Source organism: Vibrio sp. RM-41-2B (assembly GCF_024744415.1).
In the GTDB taxonomy this organism is placed as follows: domain Bacteria; phylum Pseudomonadota; class Gammaproteobacteria; order Enterobacterales; family Vibrionaceae; genus Vibrio; species Vibrio diabolicus.
In genome coordinates this window covers 1-25,432 of sequence record NZ_JAMQWD010000041.1, presented here as the reverse complement: position 1 = coordinate 25,432, position 25,432 = coordinate 1, and the positions used below count along the sequence as shown (strand labels likewise).

The following is a 25,432-nucleotide window of genomic DNA, read 5'->3' as shown; positions in this document are numbered from 1 at the left end:
TGTCAGCTGCTCCAATCCGTTTAGGCAAGACTTAAGAGATGATTGTCTGGTTTGCGACAATTAAGGGCGGTATTTTGCAACACCAAACTAGAAAGGCAAGTCTTTGTGCAATAAAAAGGCCAGCATCGGCTGGCCTTTGGTCTTTACAGCTGTATTTTAGGAGATAAAGGCTTAGTTGCGGCGACGTAGTAAGCCAAGTCCAAGCATCGCGAGTAGCGCGCCAAAACCAAACGAACCACCATCTGAATCCTTCGAACCTTCTGCACCCGTTTCAGTTTGCGTCATTGAGACATCACGAACAGAGCTAAACTTAACGACGTTGCCTGTCGAGTCTGTCACTTTCTCTTCTAACTGGTAATTACCTTGTTCTGGCGCTTGTTCAAACTCAATATTCACGCTGCGTGCGTCAATGTCAGTTTGAGTCAAGGTTTGGCTAGCCGAGTAAACTTTTGCATCACTGCTTGTCGAGGCCGCTTGTGTGGATGCTGTTAAGTTCACTGTCACAATATCGCCCGCAACCGCAGTTGGTGGTAGACGTACATCAATAGCTAAGTTTTCACCCGCTTTCGGTAAATCGATATCATCATCTGGCAAATCAATAGCAATAATCACTGGATCATGATCAGACGCTGAGAACGCATCTTTGTACTTCGGCATGTCACCCGTGTATTTGCTGCCGTATTCAAACAAGTTACTTTCTAGGGAGTTGATGTGCCAATCTTCAATCGCCACCACTTTTTGCGCTAAACTGCTACTTGCCAATGCATGGTCCAAGTTCCCCAACTCACCTGAATAGGTGTACGAGAACGTATCAGTGCCATGCAGCAAGGTGTTTAAATTGTGTAGGCCATAGCCTTTTTCAATCTTGGTTTTCTCTACTTGAAGCTCACCGCCACCAATGGTTGTGTAAGCGGCAGTGTAGATATCACGGCCGTATTTCTCTTTTGAGTAATCAGTGAGGGTAAGTAACGGATCTTCTTTGCCGTAAGCGTTCAAATCGCCCATGACGAGCACATCGCCATCAATATCTTTCAGCGCTTCACCAACGACTTTCGCAGCAGAAACACGGAAGTTGTTGCAGTTACCTTGCAGATCCGCGGGTTCTGAGTCTTCTACACCAGCAATCCACTCTTCAATACATTCAGAACCTTTCGATTTAAAGTGGTTCACGACCACTGAAAGATCTTCGCCAGTCTCTTTCACTGTAAAGGTCTGTAATAAGCTATGGCGTTGATATTTGTCGTAAGCAGGGTTACTTTCTGTGCCCTCTTTACGAGTAATTGTGTTTTCTGCAATGTGCTGCTCTGGCGTGATGATCACTTTTGCAGCGTCTTTTGGCGTTACTGCGTTAGCACGATATAAAATCGCCACCATGATCGCATCACTGCCAAAGTATTCCTCTTGGTATTTGTCTTGCTCTTCGATTTCGACATACGTGTAATGATCTTCCACGTCATCAATCTCAGCGTTTAAAGCATCAACCAAGTTTTGGATAGCACTGCCATCACCAAAGCCGTTGTTTTCCACTTCCATCAAGCCAATGATGTCCGCGTCCATCTTATTCATCGCTGAAACGATTTTCGCTTGCTGGATCAAGAACTCATCAAGGTTTGTCGCGCCACGATTTTGCCCGGTTGGGTTGTCGTGCCCGCTGTCAGCAACCGAAGTGAAGTAGTTAAGAACGTTGAAGCTCGCTACTCGTAAATCAGAATCTGCAATGGCTGGCGCCGCTTTACGCGCAACGTCAAAGTCATCACCTGACGTGACAAAGTTGCTGCTATCAACTTCATTGGTCGCAATTAGGCGGTACTCGTTATAGCTGTAATTCACTACACCTTGCAGGCCTTCGACGCGAGAGCCTAGGCGAATGTGCTGCTCTGAAGAGCCATTTTGGTCAAGATCTTGTGCAAACGTTGGGAAATATGGGATTTGACCATTTGGCGCTTTGCTATCTGATTCCAAGTAAATACGGTTGGCCGCATTCTCTTTGGCAAGGGTAACCGCAGCGTCACTCTCTGCTGCATGCAATTGAGTCGGCTTAAACAACGGTGCTTCATGAGACAACATCATGTTGTTGCGTCGAGAGTCATAATCGTAAGAAAAGTTACGAGTAACGAAAAGTTCGCTAGCCGAGCTGAGCTCAACTTGCATACCTTCATGACGCTCTAGTGCATCACGTAGTGTTTCCCCTTCCTTAATCGTTAACGGAGTAACCAAAGAGGCGTTTGATGTGCCTGTTTTTACATAACTGTTTGCATCAGAAGAAAGCTGAGTGTTGCTGTAGTACTCTTGTACTTTCCCTTTCACACAAACAACATCACCAGCTTTCAGCTCTGTATCTGCAACATCGGTGTGAATAAACAAACCTTCAGATGTCTTGTCGTTGCCATCATTCTCAAGTGCTTGCAGGTAGAAGCCTTTAGTTAAGCCTGTTGTTACAGCACTGAACACACCAGTTACGAAGTGATCTTCGGTCGTGATGTAAGGGTAGCCATCAATAAATGGAGAAGAAGCACCTTCACCTTGAATCTCTTGGATGGTGGTAAAGGCTGGTTCTTGTCCATCTACTTCACAAGCAAATGGTGCAGGTGGCTCAGTTGTATTTAATTCCCCTAAACCATCAATATTATCTTTAGGTAAGGCTGTCCACTGAGTGGATTGGTAGGTAGTTGAAGGTGTAAGCGCATCACTGTTACGAACTAACGTGGTGTCTTTAGCGAAATCCACGTCCCCCATCACACCTAATATATCGTGCACTTCCCCATCTTTAAGAAGTGCCAACGGATCATCGCCGTTAAAGTTCGCTACATTTTTATCAGTGTAATCCGCAACCGCCTTTATTGCTTCGCTCGCATCGCCATGAGCAAGCACATACACTTGCTTCGCTTGTAACGTTACGTCACTAAGATCAAGAGTGCTGCCCCACGAGCCGCCACCATTCGAAGATTTTGCTAATTCATAGCCTGTGAGTGTCACCGCAGTATCACCTGTATTGGCGATCTCGACCGCTTTATTATAAGCGCCGCCTTCCACATACTGGGAAATAATAATCTCTGCGTTCGCGTTTGCGCTAAGTGCACTGGCGATGGTTAGTGCGAGTATTGAGGGTTTGATTAACGTGTCCATTGTCATACCTGATATTTATGTAAATGCAAACTTAGCTCTGATCAGAGCCTACCATTTGCGTCTACTATCAGGTTTATTTATGAAATAAATAAGAATGAGCAATTAAAGCCGTGAAATGAATCACATGTGAATGTAAGAAAATATGCCAGAACATCCCATTCAAACATTTTTTGTAATAAATACAGAACGCTATTGATAAACAAATCAAAATTTAGATTAATTACTCAGTTTATTTTTTCACTTCATGTTAAGGAGTAGAAAATACATCGCTCGTGAAGTGGCTTATTAACCAAGCTCACTTTGTTATAAATGAAAATATAATTAATCACTAATTTAGAAAGCTTTGATTTTCATTTTTATAGCCATGTCTAAACTTAAGTCACCAATTATTCGCTCGGCTTTTTCTTACGCATGACTCTCATACTTCAAAATTTTCATCATTTGTTCAATAACTTCTCCTTATTCACTAGCCAAATTCATACACAAAAGATATAACACCTGCGCGAGACATTAAGATCTCATTAGCAGTAAACCCAGGAACGATAAATGAAAAAAATTCAACGCAGTGTGCTAGCTCTCTTCTTACTTGGCTTGATAACGGGATGTCAATTGACCGCCAGTGAGCCACTTCAACCTACCGCGAATCAAAACATCATCGAATCAGCCAAAAATGAGCTGGATGGAATTGAAGAGTTAGAGGTCAGTGACGAGGGTGTTATTACTTTTACCCAGCGTCTAAGAACACCAGGAACCTACTGGATCCCAGCAAGAATTAAAGAACTTAGCTACGATATATCATGCGTGCAGCTCAGTTACTTCATTGATAGAGGCATGGTGGTGAAGTCCGCCTTTTTAGGTGCTCGAGGACGTGTTGAATATTACGATATGGAACGTTGCATGAAAGACACGCCATTCCAGTAAAAAGCATAAAAAAAGCTCCACCAACGTGGAGCTTTTTGTAATCTATTCTTAGCGACTATGGGCGAGCGACAAAGCCTACCGCTTTGTATGCTTTCTTCAGCGTTTCAGCAGCGCGAGCCGATGCTTTTTCTGCACCTTGCTGCATTACCTCATCCATGTAAGCACGATCAGCGCGAATACGATGGTATTCTGCTTGAATTGGCTCCAGCATTGCTACAACCGCCTCGCCAACATCTTTCTTAAATGGACCATACATTTCTACGCCTTTGTACTTGGCTTCGATATCTTCAAAGCTCATTCCTGTCGCCGCAGAGTAAAGTCCCATTAGGTTCGCGATACCCGCTTTGTTCTCGATATCATGGCGAATGCTTGGTGGGGTTTCGGTGTCTGTTTGCGCCTTGTTGATCTTCTTGATGATCGACTTTGGCTCTTCAAGCAGAGTAATCACGTTCTTACGGTTATCATCTGACTTCGACATTTTCTTCGTCGCGTCTTGAAGACTCATCACACGTGCATTGACTGTTGGAATGTACGGCTCAGGAACGGTAAAAATCGGACTCTCTGGTGAGTAGATGTTGTTAAAACGCGTTGCGATATCACGTGCTAACTCAAGATGCTGTTTCTGGTCGCTACCAACTGGCACTTGGTGTGCGCCGTAAAGCAAAATATCTGCTGCCATCAACACAGGGTAATCAAACAGCCCCACGTTTACGTCATTTGCGTAACGTGCCGATTTGTCTTTAAACTGAGTCATACGGCTCAGCTCACCCATTTGCGTGTAACAGTTAAGAAGCCAACCAAGTTGAGCATGCTCTGGTACGTGTGACTGAACAAATAACGTGCTCTTCTTCGGATCAACACCAACTGCCAGACAAATTGCCAGTGCGTCTAATGTCGCTTCATGCAGTGCTTTAGGATCCTGACGAACCGTAATCGCATGAAGGTCTACTACACAGTATTGGCAATCATAATCGTCTTGCATCTGCTGCCATTGACGTAGAGCACCCAAGTAGTTACCGATACTTAGTTCACCTGACGGTTGAACACCACTCAATACAATGGGTTTGCTCATTAGAATGATTCCTTTGACTTCTTAATCTAATTAAAATGAAAAACCGTGCGGCTTTTAGCGCACGGTTTACTCAGTGTACTCATTAACAAGTATTTTGGAAGATCTTTTGTTGCCGTTATGCAGAAACAGCGACGACTTCCAGTAATTCCGCGAGGCGGTTCGCCACTACGTCAGGGTTCGAAGCTGAAATGGGCTCGCCATGGTTATAACCGTAAGTTAAACCAAATGAAGCACAACCCGCATTTTTCGCCGCCAAGATATCGTTTTTCGAATCCCCAACCATCAGCATCTCTGCTGGTTTTACCTGGTGCTTTTCCATTAGCCAGTTCAGCGCCACCGGGTTTGGTTTTTTCTCTGGAAACGCGTCACCACCTAATACGTCTACGAAGTACTTGGCGATGTCATGCTGCTCTAGAATTTCTGGTACGAATTTCGAGGGCTTGTTCGTCACAATCGCCATCGTAAAACCAGCTTGGTGTAGCTCTTCAAGCGTCTCTTTTACTGTTGGATAAAGGTGACTTAACTTATGGCCGCTTTGCTTGTAGTATTCATCAAACAGCTCACGCGCTTTAGCACGCAGCTCATCACTCAAATCACTGCTGATGGTCATGCTTTGGCTTAATGCACGTCCAATCAATATATCAGCACCATTACCAACGTAATCACGCACCTGCTCTTCTGATATAGAAGGATAGCCTAACGCCTGAACTGCTTGATCGGCCGCTACGGCAAGATCTGGCACGCTATCAAGCAGTGTTCCATCCAGATCAAAAGCAATCAATTTAATATCTTGTTGGGTCATAAATTCCCTAGCTAAAATAACACAGGATGGTTCCCCATCCTGTGTGCTTAATCTTGATGTCACTCAGTGTCACACTCAGCGACGCTTAGTGTGCTCGCCTTATTTTTGGGCAGCCAAACGCTGACGAACCGCTTCAAACAAACAGATACCAGAAGCCACTGATACGTTCAAGCTTGATACACTGCCCGCCATAGGGATCTTAATTAAATCATCGCAGGTTTCGCGAGTAAGACGACGCATACCATCACCTTCAGCACCCATCACGATAGCAAGAGGACCAGTAAGCTTAGCTTGATAAATGTCGTGCGTAGCTTCACCAGCCGTACCCACAAACCAAATCCCTTTTTCCTGTAGTGTACGCATTGTACGTGCAAGGTTGGTTACACGAATCAAAGGCACAACCTCTGCAGCGCCACATGCTACTTTACTTACCGTGGCATTCATTGGTGCAGAACGATCTTTCGGTACGATGATCGCCGCAGCGCCTGCCGCATCTGCGTTACGCAAACACGCACCAAGGTTGTGCGGGTCCGTCACACCATCCAGCACTAACAGTAGCGGTGATTCATGCTGCGCTAAGATGTCATCAATGTCGTTCTCGTTCAGCTGTTTTGCTGGTTTTACGCGAGCAATGATGCCTTGGTGATTTGCACCACGCGCTTTGTCATCCAGTGTTTTACGCGTCATTTGTTGAATAGAGACACCACAAACCTGAAGATCATTTAGGATTGGCATTAGGCGATCATCTTGACGACCTTTTAAAACGTATGCCTCGATAAAACGCTCTGGTTCGCGCTCCAATACCGCTTTCACTGCGTGAATGCCGTAGATAAATTCGTTACTCATTGTTTAACCTGTTGTTCGGGTCGTATTGCCTGCGCCAGCTGAGTTTGAACTGAGCTGGCGCTTCAGCCTACTACGCTTCTTTTTTAGTGCGCTTGGTTTTCTTCGGCTTACTGTGTGGCTTTTTTTTACGTGCTTTTTTCACTTTAGGCTTCTTTTTGCCTTCGGCGTCATCACGTTTGGGGCCATTGCGCTTACTCACTGCGCCCGTTTCTTCTGGGCGTTTAGTTGGCTCTATCGCAGGAACTGCACGAGCCGCGCCACCTTCTTTCGATGAAGAGCGAGTCGCAGCGCGTTTTTTATCTTTCGCTTTGCGTTTTGCTTCCGCTGCGCGTTTCTTCGCAGTCTTACCTTCGCCGCGTAGCTTACGACTTGTTTCGACCAATTCAAAGTCAATTTGCTTATCATCGAGGTTAACAGCCAGTACTTTTACTTTTACTGCATCGCCTAAGCGGTAGATGTTACCGAAACTTTCACCAATAAGTCGTTGACCAATCGGGTCAAATTGATAGTAGTCGTTCGCAAGGGTAGAAATATGTACCAAACCATCGATGTGCAAATCCGTTAAACGTACAAAGAAGCCAAAGCTAGTGACATTAGCAATAACACCGTCTAGTTCGTCACCGACGTGGTCTTGCATATATTCACACTTCAGCCAATCCGCAACATCACGTGTTGCATCATCAGCACGGCGCTCTGTCATCGAACATTGTTCGCCGTAAAAATCCATGTCGTCAAACGAGTAATGATAGCCACCTGTTGGTGTCCAGCGATCTTGATTACGACCTTCTTCTTTAGCAATCAGATACTTGATTGCACGGTGAAGTAACAAGTCAGGGTAACGACGAATTGGCGACGTAAAGTGCGCATAGCGTTTCAATGCCAACCCAAAGTGCCCCGCGTTATCTGCGTTGTATACCGCTTGCTTCATTGAGCGTAGCAGCATAGTCTGAATCAACTCTTGATCTTGACGCCCGGAGATTTGACGTGCGAGATCGGCATAGTCCGTTGGTGAAGGCTCTAAACCACCTTTTAGCTCAAGACCAAGTTCACTTAAGAAGTCACGGAAACCTTGCAGGCGTAATTCACCTGGAGATTCGTGGATACGATAGAGCGCGGGCTCTTTCGCTTTTTCTACCAGCGATGCCGAAGCAATGTTGGCTAAAATCATACATTCTTCGATGATCTTATGCGCGTCATTACGAATTACTGGCTCAATGCTTTCGATTTTACGTTCCGCATTGAAAATAAATTTGGTTTCAACGGTTTCAAATTCGATTGCACCGCGTTGATCTCGTGCTTCTTTCAGCACTTTGTACATCTTGTGCAACTCTTCTAGATGAGAAACAAGCGGCTGGTAGCGCTCACGTAGTTCTTCATCCCCTTCTAGAATCGCGCTCACTTTGCTATATGTGAGACGAGCGTGCGAGTTCATCACCGCCTCGTAATGCTTGTAACCAGACAGCTTACCTGTATCAGAAATGGTCATTTCGCACACCATACACAAGCGATCAACTTGTGGGTTAAGTGAACACAAACCATTTGATAGCACTTCCGGTAGCATTGGCACTACTTGCGATGGGAAGTACACCGAGTTACCACGGTTGATGGCTTCTTTATCCAGCGCAGAGTCAGGGCGAACGTAGTAACTGACGTCAGCAATCGCTACCCATAAACGCCAACCACCTTCTTTGTTCTTCTCACAGTAAACAGCATCATCAAAGTCTCGTGCGTCTTCGCCGTCAATGGTCACAAGTGGTAACTCACGTAGATCCACACGACCAACTTTGGCTTCTTCTGGTACTTCTTCGCCTAAGTTTTCGATTTGTTTATCGACGGCCTCTGGCCACTCGTGAGGGATTTGGTGTGTACGAATCGCAATTTGCGTTTCCATACCTGGTGCCATATTTTCACCAAGGACTTCAACCACTTTACCCATCATGCCACGTGAGCGTGAGCCACGATCAGTAATTTCAATCACGACCACGTTACCCATGCGTGCACCCGCTTTGTGCTCATTTGGGATCAGAATATCTTGGCTGATACGCGAGTCATCAGGGACAACATAGGAATAACCATATTCGAGGAAGAAACGACCGACGATTTGATCATTACGCTCCTCTAACACTCGAACCAAGCGTCCTTCACGACGACCGCGCTTGCTGTTGTCTGTAGGTTGCACTAAAACAAAGTCACCGTGGATGATGTTCTTCATTTGATGGTGCGGTAACAGAATATCATCATCCTTGCCGACGCTGCCTTCTGGACGCACCCAACCGTGGCCATCACGATGACCAATCACGTAACCTTTCACCATTTCAAGTTTTTCAGGCAATGCGTAGCACTGACGGCGGGTAAACACCAGTTGACCATCTCGCTCCATCGCACGTAGCCGACGACGCAACCCTTCGTATTGCTCTTCGCCCTCAAGCTTTAGTGCCTCAAACAAGTCGTTGCGATTCATTGGAACGCCCGCTTGCTCTAGAAACTCGATGATAAACTCTCGGCTTGGAATTGGATTTTCGTAATTTTTGGATTCACGATCTGCAAAAGGATCGTTTGGAATATTGTCTGACATAGGCACGCCTATCTAGCAAGGAAGGTATATGGCTAGTATATCTGAGTCTCTCGATAAGCTACAGAATTGCTTTAAAAAAAGAATGATCGAGATCGACTCTAGACGTGCAAATGAGTTAAGGACGAGCCAGTAAGATCAACAACTCAGAATTGTCGCTCAGCAAGGATTCGATCGTGCAATCATCCAGCTCCGCCAAAAAGGCACTTTTTGCTTTTGCCAATTTATCTTTGAGGCGACAGGCAGGGGTAATATGGCAAAAATCTACGCCGCAATTGACCAAATCTAACGGCTCTAAATCTCGCACGACACCACCTACTGTGATTTCAGAAGCAGGTTTCATCAACCGAATACCACCGTTTTTTCCACGCACGGTGTGGACATAACCTAGTTGCCCTAAACGGTTGATAACTTTGACCATATGGTTACGTGACACACCAAATAAATCCGTCACTTCAGTGATATTAGTTAACTCATCTTCCGGCAACGAAGCCAAGAAAATTAAGGTTCTCAACGCATAATCAGTAAAGCTCGTTAACTGCATATTCTCTCCCAAAGTGCGACTCAATAACTCGCTGGTGACACTAAAACGCCAAACTTGAGCTATCGATAAAAGTGTAAATCTTTTCTTGATCGAAAGATACATTTGAGATACAACTTTAAACATGCATTATAAATACAACTTAAAGTAGGAAGCCCTTATGCTCAGCAATCAAACCATCGAGATCGTCAAAGCGACCGCACCACTTATCGCCGAAACGGGACCAAAACTGACCGCGCACTTTTACGAACGTATGTTTACTCATAACCCAGAGTTGAAAGATATTTTTAATATGAGTAACCAGCGTAACGGCGATCAGCGTGAAGCGCTATTCAACGCCATCTGCGCCTATGCTGCCAATATTGAAAATTTGCCAGCTCTACTTGGTGCAGTAGAGAAAATTGCGCATAAGCATACGAGCTTTTTGATCACAAAAGATCAGTACCAAATCGTTGGTAAACATTTACTTGCGACAATCGATGAGCTTTTTAATCCAGGTCAAGAAGTGTTGGATGCTTGGGCTGAGGCTTACGGCGTACTTGCGAATGTATTTATTCAGCGCGAAGAACAAATTTACCAACAAAATGAAGCTTTGGAAGGCGGCTGGCGCGGTCTACGCGAATTTGAATTAGTCGATAAACAAATCGAGAGCGAACACATTTGCAGCTTTGTGTTTAAGCCAACCGATGGCCAAAAAGTGGCACCGTATAAACCGGGACAATATCTTGGCATCTATATCAACAGTGACCAGTTAGAAAACCAAGAAATTCGCCAATATAGCCTATCTTCTGCGGTTCAAGAGAACACTTACCGTATCTCGGTAAAACGTGAAGAAGGAGGAAAAGTATCGAACTTCCTGCACGATAGCCTGAACATTGGCGAAAAAGTGCAGCTTGCCGCCCCTGCCGGTGATTTCTTTATGGATGCCGAACCACAAACACCCGTTGTTCTAATTTCTGCAGGTGTAGGACTTACGCCAACGCTGTCCATGCTGGAAAGTCTCTCTGCACATCAAGCACCTGTAACTTGGGTTCATGCAACCGAAAATGGCCAACAGCATGCTTTCAAGCAACACGTAAACCAACTCGTTGCAGAAAAAGAAAATATGAACGCGCTCATTTGGTATAACCAACCAACGGCAGAAGACACGCTAGGTGAAGACTTCCACTTCACGGGCTTTGTCAATCTGTATGAAATTGAAGCTGCATTAAAGCAAGATAAAGTGCAGGTGTACTTCTGTGGTCCTGTAGGATTTATGCAGCACGTAGCGAAACAGCTATTAGAACTTGGCGTACCAGAAGAGCAATTCCATTACGAATGCTTCGGTCCACACAAAGTGGTTTAAGCGCTATCAGCTATCGGGAAAACAACAAAGCCCACGTGACGTGGGCTTTGTTGTATGAAGTTGTTTACAATATTGAAGCGTTACCAAAAGGTGTCTCGCCGTTTAGCTCGAGCAATAACGTTTTGTGGCATGCGCTGTTCAAGGCCGTTTCTCAATACAGTGATGCGCTTATGCTGCCGCTTATCTGCTGTGACAGAGTTATATAGCCAACGATAAGCATCTTCGTAGTCAAGTGGGCTGCCGTAATCACGCAGGAGTAATTCGGCTAAATGAATACGCGCATTTAGGTTTCCCATTGAGGCGGCTTCTCGCAAGTAAGGAATCGCTCGCTCTTTATCTTGCTGCACTAAAGTGCCACGCGAATAGTATCGACCAATCTGCTCTAGCGCGGCAGGTAATCCCTGATGTGCTGCATTTTCGATGTAGTAAAGGCCCAGTTCGACATCTTGCTCGACACACACACCCCACGCCAACATGTCGCCGTACAGAAATTCATAAGCGGGCAAGTTAATTCGAGTCGCACGAGCAACGATATCCTCCACCAGCTGGCAGTTATCAGCGCGCACACGTTGTAAGTGCTTATTTTGCTCAATAAGCTTTATCAGCTCTGCTTCGGTGTAGATAGGAACTGGCGCCCCCACATCAGCAACATTGGCTTTCGCTGTGGTAGCTACCAAGGTCAATAACAGTGAAGCAGCCACTGTTCGTAACTTCATAAACGTACTCTTTAAGGTATCTAAGAAACCAAAGATCGATGAAGGATCTCCTCTGCTTGATAACCTTATCGGCAAAAACCAGCTAAGCTTTAGACAATTTTTGCCTCTGACTTAGACTCAGCGGCAAAAATTTGCCATATGAGAATCACTGCCGTTTTTTGTTCAGATACAAAAAAGCCGACCAGAAGGTCGGCTTTTGCAATCTTTAACGACTATCAATTAAGCTTCGAATGGATGAACCTTGATGATAGTTTCGTTGCGGTCAGGACCTGTTGAAATGATATCTACAGGCACACCTGTTAGCTCTTCAATACGCTTGATGTAGTTAAGAGCCGCTTGTGGTAGATCTTCTAGCGCTTTAGCACCGAATGTGTTCTCAGACCAACCAGGCATTGTTTCGTAGATTGGCGTTGCTTTTTCGAATGCTTCAGCAGCCATCGGAGAAACTTCTAGCACAGAGCCATCTTCCATCTTGTAACCAGTACAGATTTTTAGCTCTTCTAGACCATCTAGTACGTCTAGTTTAGTTAGACAGAAACCAGATACAGAGTTGATTTGGATCGCACGACGCATAGCAACAGCATCGAACCAACCTGTACGACGTAGACGACCAGTTGTTGCACCGAACTCGTGGCCAACTTCACCTAAGTGCTTACCAATTGGATCTTGCTTATCTAGACCATCGTATAGTTCTGTCGGGAATGGACCTGCACCAACGCGAGTACAGTACGCTTTCGCGATACCCAAGATGTAACCGATGTGACGAGGACCAAAACCAGAACCTGCAGCAACACCACCAGCAGTCGTGTTAGAAGACGTTACGTATGGGTAAGTACCGTGGTCGATATCAAGTAGCGTACCTTGTGCACCTTCGAACATGATCTTATCGCCGCGCTTACGTGCTGCGTCTAGTTCGTCAGTTACGTCGATAACCATTGAAGTAAGTAGCTCTGCGTAGCCTTTTGCTTCTTCAAGCACAGCTTCGTAGCTTACTGGTTCCGCTTTGTAGAAGTTAACGAGTTGGAAGTTATGGAACTCCATGACTTCTTTTAGCTTCTCAGCGAACGATTCCATATCGAATAGGTCGCCAACGCGTAGACCGCGACGAGCAACTTTATCTTCGTATGCTGGACCGATACCACGGCCTGTTGTACCAATAGCTTTTTTACCGCGAGCGATTTCGCGAGCTTGGTCCATTGCAACGTGGTAAGGAAGAATTAGCGGACATGCTTCAGAAATGAAAAGACGCTCGCGTACTGGAATACCGCGCTCTTCAAGAGGTTTCATTTCTTTAAGTAGAGCTTCAGGTGATAGTACAACACCGTTACCGATAACACATTTTACGTTATCGCGAAGGATACCTGATGGAATTAAGTGAAGAACGGTTTTTTCACCGTCAATTACGAGAGTATGACCTGCGTTGTGACCGCCTTGGTAGCGTACCACGTATTTTGCATCTTCAGTTAAAAGGTCTACGATTTTACCTTTACCTTCGTCACCCCATTGGGTGCCTAGAACGACTACGTTATTTCCCATCTTTCCAAGTCTGATTGCTAGTTAAAAATGGATTCTAGCACCGAATCACGCTTCTTGCAGTCATTTTTTGTTCACAGAGTTGCTACCAGAATGTCATCTTGCTGCTTTGCTCATTTTGAAATCAGCATATCACTGATAGTATTTAGTTTTCTTTATTCGACTGGAAAGCGGTATGTCTGAATCCATATGGTTGGCGATTGGGCTAGTCTTGATCGTGGAAGGCATTGGACCACTCATTGCTCCAAACGGTTGGCGGAATATGGTGGCTCAATTAAGTGAACAGCCCAACAATCAGCTACGACGCATCGGTGGCTGCCTAGTAGTTGCTGGAGCCGTAATCGCCATAATGATGAGCTAGCACTTAGCATCAGATACAAAAAAGGCTCCCTAAGGAGCCTTTTGTTTCATTTGACGCTGAGATTATTTCTCCATGCCGCCCTTCGACTGGTTCATGTATTGGAAGAACTCACTCTTCGGATCAAGTACCAGGATATCGCTCTTAGAGCTGAAGGACTTCTCATACGCACGTAGCGAGCGTAGGAAACTAAAGAACTCAGGGTCTTTGTTGTATGCTTCAGCATAAATCTTCGCAGCTTCAGCATCCGCCTCACCTCGTGTTACACGAGCAGTCTTATCAGCTTCAGCTAGAATGGTTGCCACTTCTAGCTCAGCTTGAGCACGAATAACTTCCGCTTTCTCACGACCTTGAGAACGGTGCTTACGAGCTACAGACTCACGCTCTGCACGCATACGACGGTAGATAGACTCACTGATTTCATCAGGCAGGTTGATTTTCTTCATGCGGAAATCAACAACACGAACACCCAAGTCTTTCATCGCGCTTTCACGCGTGTCTTTCAACACTTCAGACATAATTAGGTCACGTTCACCATCAATCTCAAGCGCTTCACGTGCCGCTTCAGTTGCGACAACATCTGCACTTGCATCTTCTGGTAGTACATCATCGTTACGTGGACCAGATACAATCTGTTTGATTTCACGAGCACCGATTTCAGAACGAAGCACATCCGTTACTTTACGCTCAAGTAGTGCCTCCGCCGTTAGCGAATTACCACCGCCTGTCGCTAGGTAGTAACGACCAAAGTCTTCAATACGCCACTTCACGTAGGTATCAATAATAACGTCTTTTTTCTCAGACGTTACGAAACGGTCTGCACGGCCATCCATCGTTTGGATACGTGCATCAAGTTGTTTCACACGGTCAAACAGAGGCATCTTGAAATGCAAACCAGGCTCGTAAATTCGAGTGATGTCGTTGTTGTCTTTAAGAACACGACCAAATCGAACCACGATACCGCGCTCACCTTCAGGAATCACAAACAAAGACATCAACATTAATGCCAGTGCGATTACCAATACAGGGATCATTAACTTACGCATTCTTAGTATCTCCCTTGACGTGAACCTGTTGAACGAGACTGCGTGTTCGAAGTGTCTTCTTGTGTACGCTCAGACTCCAGTTGAATTTGATCGTAGGTTGAAGATGACTTCGATTTACGTTTTGTGTCTGCCTGACCTTCTTGGCCCGCCAACTTATCGATTGGAAGGTACAGAAGATTGCCGCTTGATTCCGAGTCAATCAACACTTTCGAAGTGCTTGAGTACACTTCTTCCATTGCGTCGATGTACAGACGGTCACGCGTTACACCTGGTGCCGCTTGGTATTCTGGTAGTAGTTTTTCGAACTGTGCTACCTGACCAAGAGCCTCGTTAGTGACACGTTCATTGTAACCTTGCGCTTCTTTCTTCAAACGTTCAGCACGACCCGTTGCCTTCGGCAAGATTTCGTTCTTGTATGCTTCTGCTTCACGGATGAAACGCTCTTCATCCTCACGAGCTGCGATTGCATCATCAAACGCATCTTTCACTTGCTCTGGTGGACGCGCAGACTGGAAGTTTACGTCAACAAGTACCAGACCCATATCATAGCTATCAATGATTTGGTTCAGTGTTTCTTGCGTAGTTTGACGAATTTGCTGACGACCACTGGTTAGAATGCTATCCATCAATGAATCACCAATTACTGCACGTAGTGCAGAATCCGTTGCTTGACGCAAGCTATCGTCCGCATTGGTTACACGGTACAAGTATTTGTACGGGTCAGTCACTCGGTACTGAACATCCATCGCGACTGTTACGACGTTTTCATCTTTAGTCAGCATTAGACCAGATGCACGTAGTGAACGAATCGCTTGTACGTTTACCGCTTCGTATTCATCAATAAAACGAGGGCGCCAGTTAAGGCCTGGGTCTACGATACGATCGTATTTACCTAAACGCAGCACAACACCACGCTCTGCTTCACCGATGGTGTAAAAACCAGCGAAGAACCAAACTGCAACAGCAATAAGAGCAATCACGCCAAAGCCAATTGCACTACCACCACCGCCGCCGATTGGAGAACCACCGCCGCCTTTTTTACCAAACTTGCCACCCAGTTTTTGACTCAGTTTATTGAACACTTCATCTAAATCTGGCGGACCTTGATCTCGGCCACCAGGACGCTGGCCACCACGATTATTATTACCCCAAGGGTCATTATCGCGGCCATTGTTGCCGTTGTTATTTCCAGGCTCATTCCACGCCATTAGAAAGCTCCATCATTTGATATGACGTTATACTGTAGCAGTCCTTTAAGTGACTATAAAGCCAGTCAAAACTGCCCCTTCTCTTTTTTCAAGTCTAGACCAATCTACTTGCTGCATTCGAATATCGATCAACAAGTTACCATCCTGGTCATATTCCTCACGTTGAATACACTTCATTTGGAAGAAGGTACTACGGAATCGTCCTTGATACTGTGGAGGAATTCGCAACTGATGCTCGACCATTTGTGACGCCAGACGTTCCGTCAGTGCCTCAAACAGGACATCAATGCCCAACCCATCCATTGCTGAAACCCAAACTGCGCGAGGTACGCCTTCCTCGTCTCGTTCTATACGTGGTTTCTGCGAATCTAGATTGTCGATTTTGTTCATGACAACCAGAGTCGGCACTTCATGTGCGTCGATCTCTTCTAGTACTTCATGAACAGCTTGAATATTCTCACGAAAACGCTCATCACTGGCATCAACAACATGTAACAAAATGTCAGCTTCTTGCGTTTCCTGCAAGGTTGCCTTGAAGGCCGCAACCAAGTCGTGAGGCAAATGTCGAATAAAACCAACCGTGTCTGCCAAAATGGCAGGCCCAACATCTGCTAACTCTATCTTACGTAAAGTCGGGTCCAAAGTAGCAAATAGTTGATCAGCGGCATACACGCCAGCTTCTGTAATACGGTTGAAGAGTGTCGACTTACCCGCGTTGGTGTAACCCACAAGTGAAACCGTTGGGATTTCAGCTCGATTTCGGGCGCGGCGCCCTTGTTCACGCTGCTTCGCTACTTTGTCTAAGCGTCGCAGGATGGCTTTGATTCTGTCACGCAATAAGCGACGGTCGGTTTCCAGCTGGGTTTCACCCGGGCCACGTAAACCGATACCCCCTTTCTGCCTTTCAAGGTGCGTCCAACCACGAATCAAACGAGTAGAGATATGACGAAGTTGAGCCAGCTCTACCTGTAGCTTACCTTCGTGTGTTCGAGCTCGTTGAGCAAAGATATCGAGAATAAGACCAGTGCGGTCGAGAACTCGACATTGGCACAGTGCTTCGAGGTTACGTTCTTGGGCAGGAGAGAGGGCGTGATTAAAAATCACAATTTCGGCACCTGTCGACTGTACCGCAGTAGCAATCTCTTGGGCCTTACCCTCTCCGACATAGTATTTCGGGTGTGGGGATTGACGACTACCAGTTACCACTTGTAGCGCCTCTACCCCAGCAGAAGAAACCAGCATTTCGAACTCAGCCAGATCTTCCCATTCACCTTCTTGCGTGAAGTTGATATGAACAAGTACGGCTCGCTCACCGGATTCATAACGGTCAAACAAGCAATCAACTCCTTATTTTAAAAATACTCGATGAAGAATTAATCTTCTGATTTCTCTTGTGGACGCTCACCTTGTGGACGTTCACCGCTGTGATGGCTCACTGGACGAGCCGGCACAACTGTTGAGATCGCGTGCTTGTACACCATTTGGTTAACAGTATTCTTCAGCAGGATCACAAATTGATCGAACGATTCGATCTGACCTTGTAGTTTAATACCATTCACAAGGTAGATAGATACCGGGATACGCTCACGACGTAGCGCGTTTAGAAATGGGTCTTGTAGAGATTGCCCCTTAGCCATTTTATTTTCCTTATTTAATTTGTAGTTGTAATTATTTAGCTAGTGGTGCAATGCAAAAGATACTGCTTTTGCATCTGAGCTAAACGAATCAAAAATGCACTCTAAGTAATTAGCAGCATAGTATAAAAACCGCCAACAACAGATCCTTTGAGAGTGCGTTCACGCAAAAACGATCACATTATACACAGCTATGTCAATCAGATGCTATTGCTTCCGACATCGTTTCTAATGCCTGTTCAATGTTCTCGCTATCCAACCAAGTTAAGTCATCCCAGCTGCGTAACCAGGTGATTTGACGCTTGGCCAATTGACGAGTCGCGCATACGCCACGAAATACTGCTTCGTCACGTGTACACTCCCCATCTAAATACTCCCACATCTGTCGGTAACCGACGCATCGTATGGAAGGAAGATCGGGGTGAAGATCTTTTCGCGAATGTAGCGCTTTCATTTCTTCTTCAAAGCCCGCTTCCATCATCTTTTCGAAACGAAGTTCAATTCGACGGTGAAGTTCTGCCCTATCCTTGGGAGCTATTGCAAACTGCTTGACTCGGTATGGCAGGCTTTCACCTTTCGTTTGAGTCAATTCAGTCAAAGTTTTACCTGAAATACGAAAAACTTCCAATGCCCGAGATAAACGTTGGGGATCATTGGGATGGATTCTCGCTGTTGACACAGGATCAACCTCTTTGAGTTCATCGTGCAACACTGACCAACCTTTAGTCAATGCTTCTTGTTCAATTTGCTGACGAATTTCAGGATTTGCAGCAGGAAGTGGGGATAAACCTTCAAGTAGCGCCTTATAATACAGCATTGTCCCACCCACTAAGAGTGGAATTTTTCCTTCTGCAACAATATCATCCATCGCTTTCAATGCATCACGACGAAAGTCGGCTACAGAGTAAGATTCGCTCGGATCCAAAATATCAATCAAGCGATGAGGCGCTAAACTTAACTCTTTTCCATCCGGTTTCGCCGTACCGATATCCATCCCTTTATAGATCAAAGCAGAATCAACACTGATGATCTCAACCGGGAACTTTTGACGAAGACGAATCGCCAACTCAGTTTTGCCTGATGCTGTTGGCCCCATTAAAAATAGCGCCAAAGGTAGTTTATCTGTCATGGTTTTAATTTGGCTATCGTGGCAGAGAAATCAACAGCGGATACAAATTTTGTATCTTCTAATGGCAATTGACCATCTCTTAGCTGTTCAAGTTCCGCAATAATTTGAATTGCTTCAGAAAAAGTATAATGACTCTTCACTGTCGTGACCTGCAATGCGAGCCAATCTATCAACTCAGACAGCATCTGAGCCGTTGCTATACCTTCCTTCACACAAGATTGCGCGTAAGATAACAGATCTGGAACTAGATTTTGTAAGTTTTGTTGACGTAGCGGCGCGGGAACGCCCATCACCATTAAGGCTTGCTCATTTCTCGCTTTCAATTGAATGCCAAGTAACGCCAAATCTTGTTGATAATCTTGAGCCAGCTTCACTAACTCGGCCTCTAACTTAATAGATAGAGGAACGAGTAGAGGCTGTGCTTTAAGCGCGCCATCGCTTGGAGTGAGCTGCCCTTTTACACGATAAAATTCCGCTCTAGGTAACGAGACTAACGCCGCCCCACTGTCACTGCTCATCAAAACAAATTGCTCATCGACCATCACTAGCGCTTTGCCTAATGCATTAATCGATGGAAGTGATGCATTCGAAGTTGCCTTTTGGGGCTCTATCGGCGTTACGGGTTGAGACTCAAACTCGGGCGTTTTCAACAACTCGTGATAAGCGCGTACTTCTTGTTTAGTTGGCGTTGGCTCTACGTAGCGCTCTTTACTGTGATTCGGCTTTGGTGCGGGTTTGGATTCCACCCAATCATTACGTTTGAATGACTCAACTACGCGCGCCTCTCGCACGGATGTATCCCTAGGACTGCGATCGCGAGGTTTGACTTCATAATCACTGCGTCCAGGATAAGCCGGTGCACTTTCTATCGCTTGATAAACACGCTCTGGAACTGGTGAAGAGGTCGGTCTTTGCACTGTTTCAGGCGCAGGCGAATGCTCAACCTCTTCGGACTCATTCGGTTCCACACGATGAAATGCCGATTCATTAACCTGTGGTTTATCAATCACGGCGCTTTGCGCAAGTGCATCCGCCAAAGCTTGATAGATGAAATCATGCACTAAGCGAGCTTGGTGAAAGCGCACTTCATGCTTAGCGGGGTGAACATTCACATCTACCTGGTGCGGGTCTAACTCAATAAAGAGCACATAGGCAGCGAACTGATCTGGCTTTAAGCTCATTTCATAGCTTTGACGAATCGCGTGATTGATTAATTTGTCACGCATCATTCGGCCATTCACATAGCAATACTGTAAATCGCTTTGCTGCCTTGCTCCCTCTGGAATGGTAATCCAACCATGTAGCTTTAACCCTTGATGCTCAAGCTCGATTCTGAGCATATGCCGCACAAACGCATTACCGCAGACAGCTGCAATACGTTTTTCGGTTTGAAGCTGATTTTTCGCCGCGCGATATTGACGGATGATCTTGCCGTTATGACGCACATTGATGGTGACATCAAAGCGACTTAACGCAATGCGTTTCAATAACTCATCAATATGAGCAAATTCGGTTTTCTCCGTACGAAGAAATTTGCGACGCGCTGGAGTATTAAAAAATAAATCCAACACCTCAACAGTCGTACCAATCGGGTGCGCTGCAGGCTTAAGCTTCACCTGCATATCACGCCCTTCGGAGTAGGCACTCCAGGCTTCTTCTTGTGCCGCAGGACGCGATGTGAGCGTCAAACGCGAGACTGAGCTAATACTGGCTAACGCTTCACCGCGAAAACCTAGACTCATGATGGCTTCAAGATCATCCAAGGTATGTATCTTAGATGTAGCATGACGACTGAGCGCCAAGCCGAGTTCATCTTTCGCGATACCTTTGCCGTTATCACGAACACGAATCAGCTTTGCGCCTCCTTTCTCGATATCAATATCGATTCGAGTTGCGCCAGAATCAAGACTATTTTCAACCAGTTCTTTAATCACAGAGGCGGGTCTTTCGACCACTTCCCCTGCTGCGATTTGGTTTGCAAGTCTAGCTGGCAAAATTTTAATCGTCATAATGAGTTAAAAGCTCACCTACTTGTTTGGAATGATAAGAACTTGCCCAACCGCCAGCTGATCAGAGCGTAAGTTGTTCGCTTTACGAATGCTCGAAACGCTGACTCCGTATTTGGACGCTATTTTACCAAGGTATTCACCTCGAGAAACTTTGTGCTTACGGATCGGCTTATCTTTGACAGCGACGGTTATCTTCAACTTTTGTCCTACCCACAAGGTATCTGACTTCAAGTTGTTCTCACGGCGGATATCTGAAACCTTCACTTTATAGTGACTCGCGATCTTACCTAAGAACTCACCTGACTTAACCTTGTGAATAATGGTTTCTGTCTCAACAGTAATCGGTTTACTTGGCACTTTAATCGTGCCAGCAGAAGGGATTTTGAGCTTCTGACCAATTGCCAACCCAGTCGACTTCAAGTTGTTTGCCGACATCAGCGCTTTAGAGCTAAGCCCATATTTATTCGCAATCACCGATAACGACTCGCCACGTTTTACGGTATGCACTATTGGCTTCGCTGAAGGCGAGAATACCGTACCCTCTGGTGGATTATCTTTTAAGTACTTAACGACCGCCTTGGTGATCGCCTGAGCTAACTTATCTTGGTGCGCTCGTTGAAACAGCAACCGCTCTTCTGTTGGGTTAGAAATAAAGCCCGTTTCCACTAATACAGACGGAATCTGCGGAGAGCGTAAAACAGCAAGGCTAGTATTAATCGGTTTGGTGTTATGCAGGTGCGCAACACGTCCCATCTCACCAAGGATTTCTGTTGCCAGCTTATACCCTTCTTTTTGTGAATGACTAAACTGCAAGTCCAACAAAGTTTGGTTCACGTTACGATCTTTGGTCTTAGTGAAGAACGCATTACCCGAACCACCTAATATTTCAGATTGTTTCTCATGGTTCTCAACCCAGCGAGCAATTTCAGTATTTGCACGACGGGTATTCAGCACGAAAACCGAACCTCCGCGAGGCTTCGGTGAGGTAAACGCATCAGCGTGAATGGAAATCAGTAAGTGAGCATCATTTTCACGGGCAATGGCTACACGACGGTTTAGATTCACAAAGTAATCTCCGGTACGTGTCATACGCGTTTTAATCCCAGGCGTAGCATCGAGCTGAGCAGCAATTTTTCTTGAGATACTCAATACCGCGTCTTTCTCGTACTTACGGCGTGAAGGGCCAATAGAGCCAGGATCTTCACCACCGTGACCAGGGTCGATAACGATCAAGACTTCTTGAGCTCTTTGTACTGAACTCATGTCTTTACTGGTCGCCGCTGGCTTGCTCGGTTTAGAAGCTGAAGTCGATGCTTTCTTACCGTGCGGCAGGTCAATCACCAAACGGTGACCATATTGCCCGCCAGGTGTTGGGCTTAATTTAAACAATTCTGCTTGAACGCTCTTTTTCAGTTCAAACACCAAACGATAGGTGCCCTTCTCTGGCGGAGAGCTTTTTCGAACTAGCTTTAAAACCGGGCTGTCCGTAACAGTAACAGGCAGTTTGGCCTGCATGGTCGTGCTTTTTAAATCCACGACAAGACGATCCGGTCCGGATAAAGAGAAATAGGAATAGTCAGCTTCCGAGCCTAAATCGATGACAACACGCGTTTCATCAGGAGAAGGCCAAACTCGAAAACTCTTAACGACGTTAGCAAATGCTAAATTGGGGATGAGAAGGAGAAAAGTGGCGACAAACGTCGCCACTACTCTAAAATTTGAAAAACTCAACATAGCTCCAATCGACTGAGTAACTGCACACCATAATCATTATTAGCTGTTAGTTCGGCTACACGTTGCTCACCTTGGTAGCGAATGTTCACATCAAGATCCGGTTGTGGCAACAAACCATGCCCTTTTTCAGGCCATTCAACCAAGCAAATTGCATCATCTGTGAAGTAATCTCGAATCCCCATGAACTCAAGCTCTTCAGGATCCGCAAGACGATAAAGATCGAAATGGTACACTTGCCACTGATCCAACTGATACGGTTCGACTAGAGTATAAGTTGGGCTTTTCACGTTACCTTGATGGCCAAGAGCACGGACAAAACCACGACTAAAGGTTGTTTTACCTGCACCCAAATCACCATGCAGATAAATTGTGGTTTGTTGCGAACAAAGGTGAGCCAGAGCGGTACCTAGTGCAACCGTTTCGTGCTCATCTTTTAAATTGAATTGTTTCGTGCTCATTGATGCTTCTCTAACTAATGATCGTTGACTATATAAAAATCAAAAGAACAGGAATAGTAAACCGTGTTGGTTTTGAGAGACAAGCTTTCAAATGTCATATGTGCGAAAAAAGTATCCAAGGAACGGTATCTTAATCACCTTAGTATCGACCTAGATTTAGAATATATGCAAATGACTTCAATAAGTAGTATTCACAGCATCAAAAACGTCCCTAACTGGGTAGCACCAAAGCCAGAGATCCGTTAAGATCCGCCCCCCTTTTATTCCGGTGGTTAGCATGAACTACGAACAACTCGCACAACAAATCAAAATTTGGGGAAAAGAGCTCGGCTTCCAAAAAGTTGGGATCTGCGACGTTGATCTGAGTGAGCATGAAGCCGCACTGCAAAAATGGCTCGATGCAGGTTATCACGGCTCAATGGACTGGATGGCTCGTCACGGTATGATGCGAGCTAGACCCAATGAGCTACTCCCGGGAACCGTTCGTGTGATCAGCGTTCGGATGGACTACCTACCACCAGAAGCACAATTCGCTTCAAACCTAGCGAATAAAAATCATGCCTATATTAGTCGCTATGCATTAGGGCGTGATTATCACAAGCTCGTCAGAAAACAACTGAATAAACTTGGCAAACTTATTGAACAAGAAGTTGGTCAGTATGGTTACCGACCTTTCGTCGACTCCGCACCAATATTGGAGCGACCACTCGCCCAAAAAGCGGGCTTAGGCTGGACAGGGAAACATTCCCTGATTTTAGATCAAGACTGTGGCTCGTGGTTCTTTTTAGGCGAGTTACTTATCGACTTGCCACTTCCCGTTGACGAGCCAAGCGTTGATCAGTGCGGTAAATGCAAAGCATGCATTACCTCATGCCCAACACAAGCCATCGTTGAAGACAAAGTTGTTGATGCTAGACGCTGCATCTCTTACCTCACCATCGAGTTCGATGGCGTGATCCCTGAAGAGTTTCGCAAGCCAATGGGTAACCGCATTTATGGCTGTGATGACTGCCAATTGGTTTGCCCATGGAATCGCTACGCCGACATAACGGAGCAGAGTGATTTCCATCGTCGCGATAGTTTCAAAAACCCGGATCTCGTAGACATGTTTAACTGGGATGAAGCGACTTTTCTAAAAAATATGGAAGGCTCCGCTATTCGTCGCATTGGTCATATACAGTGGCTGCGTAATATTGCTGTCGCACTTGGTAATGCAGAATACAGTCAACGAGTCATTGATGCGTTAGAAAGTCGACAAGGTGAAAATAAATTACTTGATGAACACATCAAATGGGCTTTGGCCGAGCAACTTAATCAACTCCCCATTGAGAATAAAGCATCTACAGAGACGAAAAAGCAGCGCTTAATAAGAATAGTCGAGAAGGGGCTACCAAGAGACGCATAGTGCGTAGTCTATATGCAAGAGATTGAAAGCACTTTTACATGTTCAATTCATGACCTTGTTCTCAATTTTGTAATGTGGAAAAAAATTTGAGATTCAAGAAAAACAAGCTAGCAGAAAAAAGTTAAACACAGCTTGGAGAAATGACTAGGATCAAAAAAATACCAGTTAATGATCGTATTTTAACGTATCCGATCCGACAAAAAACTTATTTTTCTCTTGTTTAACAAAGACTTAATCAATATTTCGTTATTATTTCGACTTTCCTTCAGCGAAAAGATCTTTCTTCTCCATCGCAAAAAGTCAAGCTAAAAACACTTTATCAACTAACTTATCCACAGAACGACGTATGTGGATAACTCTGTTAATTAAAGTAGATAAAACATGCAGAACCTCATCATGCTTGTACGCCAGCCGATTCATATCGTGTTTTAAACACAAACGAAATCGTCCGACATCATATGATGCGGATAAAATTTAGTTTTTGGGGATTCATGCTTCGCAGCATTATGAAAAGAGCGATGTGATTGGTTGCGAGAAGCAGGAATTGAATCAAGCGGCGCATCCGTCGACGACTTAGGATTGTGCTAATAAATAAACATTCAATCTATCGTCTTGTATTTGGTTGCGGGGGCCGGATTTGAACCGACGACCTTCGGGTTATGAGCCCGACGAGCTACCAAGCTGCTCCACCCCGCGTCCGAGTGCTTCATCGTTGTTGATGATGAAGGCTTTGCTTTCATTTATAAAAAAGAAACTGGAGCGACACACGAGGTTCGAACTCGTGACCTCAACCTTGGCAAGGTTGCGCTCTACCAACTGAGCTAGTGTCGCTTTTGTCACCGTTAAGCACGATGAAGGCTATATATTGGAGCGACACACGAGGTTCGAACTCGTGACCTCAACCTTGGCAAGGTTGCGCTCTACCAACTGAGCTAGTGTCGCATTTCGTCACCGTTAAGCACGATGAGGGCTATATA

General features: G+C 45.4%; 20 protein-coding genes and 3 tRNA genes. 4 read left to right on the top strand and 19 right to left on the bottom strand.

All coding sequences use genetic code 11. The features are described 5' to 3' along the window. Window positions 1–171: 171 nt before the first annotated feature. Window positions 172–3,126: an ExeM/NucH family extracellular endonuclease gene (locus NB463_RS18460; protein ID WP_258430861.1), complete on the bottom strand. Its 2,955-nt coding sequence runs from the start codon at window positions 3,124–3,126 to the stop codon at window positions 172–174. A 546-nt stretch (window positions 3,127–3,672) separates the two neighbouring features. Here NB463_RS18460 and NB463_RS18455 point away from each other — a divergent pair. Further along, entirely contained in the window at window positions 3,673–4,047 is a 375-nt protein-coding gene (locus NB463_RS18455; protein ID WP_005395366.1) for a hypothetical protein, read from the top strand. A 55-nt stretch (window positions 4,048–4,102) separates the two neighbouring features. On the opposite strand, the gene trpS is transcribed toward NB463_RS18455, so the two are convergent. The 5 genes from trpS to nsrR all read right to left on the bottom strand — a co-directional run bounded on the left by trpS (window position 4,103) and on the right by nsrR (window position 9,883). Continuing rightward, window positions 4,103–5,119 (bottom strand): tryptophan--tRNA ligase, encoded by a 1,017-nt coding sequence (trpS, locus tag NB463_RS18450; protein WP_005395367.1) that lies wholly within the window; start codon window positions 5,117–5,119, stop codon window positions 4,103–4,105. Between the two features lie 115 nt (window positions 5,120–5,234). Continuing rightward, the gene (locus tag NB463_RS18445) at window positions 5,235–5,921 is read right to left on the bottom strand and encodes a phosphoglycolate phosphatase (protein ID WP_085344613.1); all 687 of its coding nucleotides are present in this window, start codon (window positions 5,919–5,921) and stop codon (window positions 5,235–5,237) included. A gap of 99 nt (window positions 5,922–6,020) precedes the next feature. Continuing rightward, window positions 6,021–6,767 (bottom strand): 23S rRNA (guanosine(2251)-2'-O)-methyltransferase RlmB, encoded by a 747-nt coding sequence (gene rlmB / locus NB463_RS18440; protein WP_005395369.1) that lies wholly within the window; start codon window positions 6,765–6,767, stop codon window positions 6,021–6,023. A 70-nt stretch (window positions 6,768–6,837) separates the two neighbouring features. After that, window positions 6,838–9,342 carry a ribonuclease R gene (gene rnr, locus NB463_RS18435; RefSeq protein WP_258430860.1) on the bottom strand — a complete coding sequence of 835 codons (2,505 nt, stop codon included), beginning with the start codon at window positions 9,340–9,342 and terminating at the stop codon, window positions 6,838–6,840. Window positions 9,343–9,457: 115 nt separating this feature from the next. Next, entirely contained in the window at window positions 9,458–9,883 is a 426-nt protein-coding gene (gene nsrR / locus NB463_RS18430; protein WP_005387939.1) for a nitric oxide-sensing transcriptional repressor NsrR, read from the bottom strand. Between the two features lie 157 nt (window positions 9,884–10,040). Here nsrR and hmpA point away from each other — a divergent pair, with 157 nt between their 5' ends. After that, window positions 10,041–11,225, top strand: a complete 1,185-nt coding sequence (gene hmpA, locus NB463_RS18425; protein ID WP_258430859.1) for an NO-inducible flavohemoprotein — start codon at window positions 10,041–10,043, stop codon at window positions 11,223–11,225. Between the two features lie 80 nt (window positions 11,226–11,305). Here hmpA and motX read toward each other — a convergent pair whose 3' ends face one another. Both motX and NB463_RS18415 read right to left on the bottom strand, forming a co-directional pair. Next, a complete protein-coding gene (gene motX, locus NB463_RS18420; protein WP_005387944.1) occupies window positions 11,306–11,941 on the bottom strand; it encodes a flagellar protein MotX in 636 nt (211 codons plus the stop codon). Between the two features lie 219 nt (window positions 11,942–12,160). Further along, complete coding sequence (locus NB463_RS18415) at window positions 12,161–13,477, bottom strand: adenylosuccinate synthase (protein WP_005395372.1); 1,317 nt, start codon at window positions 13,475–13,477, stop codon at window positions 12,161–12,163. Between the two features lie 172 nt (window positions 13,478–13,649). On the opposite strand from NB463_RS18415, the gene NB463_RS18410 reads away from it, so the two are divergent. After that, entirely contained in the window at window positions 13,650–13,835 is a 186-nt protein-coding gene (locus NB463_RS18410) for a DUF2065 domain-containing protein (protein WP_005381383.1), read from the top strand. A 62-nt stretch (window positions 13,836–13,897) separates the two neighbouring features. On the opposite strand, the gene hflC is transcribed toward NB463_RS18410, so the two are convergent. From hflC to tsaE, 8 genes are all read right to left on the bottom strand, one after another. After that, the gene (gene hflC, locus NB463_RS18405; RefSeq protein WP_005395373.1) at window positions 13,898–14,878 is read right to left on the bottom strand and encodes a protease modulator HflC; all 981 of its coding nucleotides are present in this window, start codon (window positions 14,876–14,878) and stop codon (window positions 13,898–13,900) included. A gap of 2 nt (window positions 14,879–14,880) precedes the next feature. Continuing rightward, window positions 14,881–16,086 carry an FtsH protease activity modulator HflK gene (gene hflK / locus NB463_RS18400; protein ID WP_005395374.1) on the bottom strand — a complete coding sequence of 402 codons (1,206 nt, stop codon included), beginning with the start codon at window positions 16,084–16,086 and terminating at the stop codon, window positions 14,881–14,883. A gap of 45 nt (window positions 16,087–16,131) precedes the next feature. Continuing rightward, on the bottom strand, window positions 16,132–17,421 hold the full coding sequence (gene hflX / locus NB463_RS18395) for a ribosome rescue GTPase HflX (protein WP_005381380.1): 1,290 nt from the start codon (window positions 17,419–17,421) through the stop codon (window positions 16,132–16,134). Between the two features lie 38 nt (window positions 17,422–17,459). Continuing rightward, window positions 17,460–17,723, bottom strand: a complete 264-nt coding sequence (gene hfq, locus NB463_RS18390) for an RNA chaperone Hfq (RefSeq protein ID WP_005381379.1) — start codon at window positions 17,721–17,723, stop codon at window positions 17,460–17,462. A gap of 193 nt (window positions 17,724–17,916) precedes the next feature. After that, window positions 17,917–18,849 (bottom strand): tRNA (adenosine(37)-N6)-dimethylallyltransferase MiaA, encoded by a 933-nt coding sequence (miaA, locus tag NB463_RS18385; RefSeq protein WP_258430858.1) that lies wholly within the window; start codon window positions 18,847–18,849, stop codon window positions 17,917–17,919. Continuing rightward, window positions 18,846–20,858, bottom strand: coding sequence for a DNA mismatch repair endonuclease MutL (gene mutL, locus NB463_RS18380; RefSeq protein ID WP_258430857.1), 2,013 nt, complete (start codon window positions 20,856–20,858; stop codon window positions 18,846–18,848). Before mutL ends, miaA begins: the two co-directional genes overlap by 4 nt. Window positions 20,859–20,876: 18 nt before the next feature. Beyond that, window positions 20,877–22,592, bottom strand: coding sequence for a LysM peptidoglycan-binding domain-containing protein (locus tag NB463_RS18375; protein WP_005395379.1), 1,716 nt, complete (start codon window positions 22,590–22,592; stop codon window positions 20,877–20,879). Beyond that, the gene (gene tsaE, locus NB463_RS18370) at window positions 22,586–23,050 is read right to left on the bottom strand and encodes a tRNA (adenosine(37)-N6)-threonylcarbamoyltransferase complex ATPase subunit type 1 TsaE (protein WP_005395381.1); all 465 of its coding nucleotides are present in this window, start codon (window positions 23,048–23,050) and stop codon (window positions 22,586–22,588) included. The genes NB463_RS18375 and tsaE overlap by 7 nt, the downstream gene beginning before the upstream one ends. 277 nt (window positions 23,051–23,327) lie before the next feature. Between tsaE and queG the strand changes: the two genes are divergently transcribed. Further along, entirely contained in the window at window positions 23,328–24,455 is a 1,128-nt protein-coding gene (gene queG / locus NB463_RS18365) for a tRNA epoxyqueuosine(34) reductase QueG (protein WP_005395385.1), read from the top strand. Between the two features lie 619 nt (window positions 24,456–25,074). Here the strand turns inward: queG and NB463_RS18360 are convergent. The 3 genes from NB463_RS18360 to NB463_RS18350 form a co-directional block, all read right to left on the bottom strand. Next, window positions 25,075–25,151 (bottom strand) — tRNA-Met (locus NB463_RS18360). Window positions 25,152–25,210: 59 nt separating this feature from the next. Further along, window positions 25,211–25,286 (bottom strand) — tRNA-Gly (locus NB463_RS18355). Between the two features lie 35 nt (window positions 25,287–25,321). Then, window positions 25,322–25,397, bottom strand: a tRNA-Gly gene (locus NB463_RS18350). Between the last annotated feature and the right edge of the window lie 35 nt (window positions 25,398–25,432).

Excerpts from the sequence above, each read along its gene's own strand:
- queG (WP_005395385.1), top strand. The coding sequence starts at position 23,328 with ATGAACTACGAACAACTCGCACAACAAATCAAAATTTGGGGAAAAGAG.
- hflK (WP_005395374.1), bottom strand. The coding sequence starts at position 16,086 with ATGGCGTGGAATGAGCCTGGAAATAACAACGGCAACAATGGCCGCGAT.
- tsaE (WP_005395381.1), bottom strand. The coding sequence starts at position 23,050 with ATGAGCACGAAACAATTCAATTTAAAAGATGAGCACGAAACGGTTGCA.
- hfq (WP_005381379.1), bottom strand. The coding sequence starts at position 17,723 with ATGGCTAAGGGGCAATCTCTACAAGACCCATTTCTAAACGCGCTACGT.
- motX (WP_005387944.1), bottom strand. The coding sequence starts at position 11,941 with ATGAAGTTACGAACAGTGGCTGCTTCACTGTTATTGACCTTGGTAGCT.
- NB463_RS18375 (WP_005395379.1), bottom strand. The coding sequence starts at position 22,592 with ATGTTGAGTTTTTCAAATTTTAGAGTAGTGGCGACGTTTGTCGCCACT.
- trpS (WP_005395367.1), bottom strand. The coding sequence starts at position 5,119 with ATGAGCAAACCCATTGTATTGAGTGGTGTTCAACCGTCAGGTGAACTA.
- miaA (WP_258430858.1), bottom strand. The coding sequence starts at position 18,849 with ATGACAGATAAACTACCTTTGGCGCTATTTTTAATGGGGCCAACAGCA.
- rnr (WP_258430860.1), bottom strand. The coding sequence starts at position 9,342 with ATGTCAGACAATATTCCAAACGATCCTTTTGCAGATCGTGAATCCAAA.
- NB463_RS18455 (WP_005395366.1), top strand. The coding sequence starts at position 3,673 with ATGAAAAAAATTCAACGCAGTGTGCTAGCTCTCTTCTTACTTGGCTTG.
- nsrR (WP_005387939.1), bottom strand. The coding sequence starts at position 9,883 with ATGCAGTTAACGAGCTTTACTGATTATGCGTTGAGAACCTTAATTTTC.
- hflC (WP_005395373.1), bottom strand. The coding sequence starts at position 14,878 with ATGCGTAAGTTAATGATCCCTGTATTGGTAATCGCACTGGCATTAATG.
- NB463_RS18460 (WP_258430861.1), bottom strand. The coding sequence starts at position 3,126 with ATGGACACGTTAATCAAACCCTCAATACTCGCACTAACCATCGCCAGT.
- NB463_RS18445 (WP_085344613.1), bottom strand. The coding sequence starts at position 5,921 with ATGACCCAACAAGATATTAAATTGATTGCTTTTGATCTGGATGGAACA.
- hmpA (WP_258430859.1), top strand. The coding sequence starts at position 10,041 with ATGCTCAGCAATCAAACCATCGAGATCGTCAAAGCGACCGCACCACTT.
- NB463_RS18415 (WP_005395372.1), bottom strand. The coding sequence starts at position 13,477 with ATGGGAAATAACGTAGTCGTTCTAGGCACCCAATGGGGTGACGAAGGT.
- NB463_RS18410 (WP_005381383.1), top strand. The coding sequence starts at position 13,650 with ATGTCTGAATCCATATGGTTGGCGATTGGGCTAGTCTTGATCGTGGAA.
- rlmB (WP_005395369.1), bottom strand. The coding sequence starts at position 6,767 with ATGAGTAACGAATTTATCTACGGCATTCACGCAGTGAAAGCGGTATTG.
- mutL (WP_258430857.1), bottom strand. The coding sequence starts at position 20,858 with ATGACGATTAAAATTTTGCCAGCTAGACTTGCAAACCAAATCGCAGCA.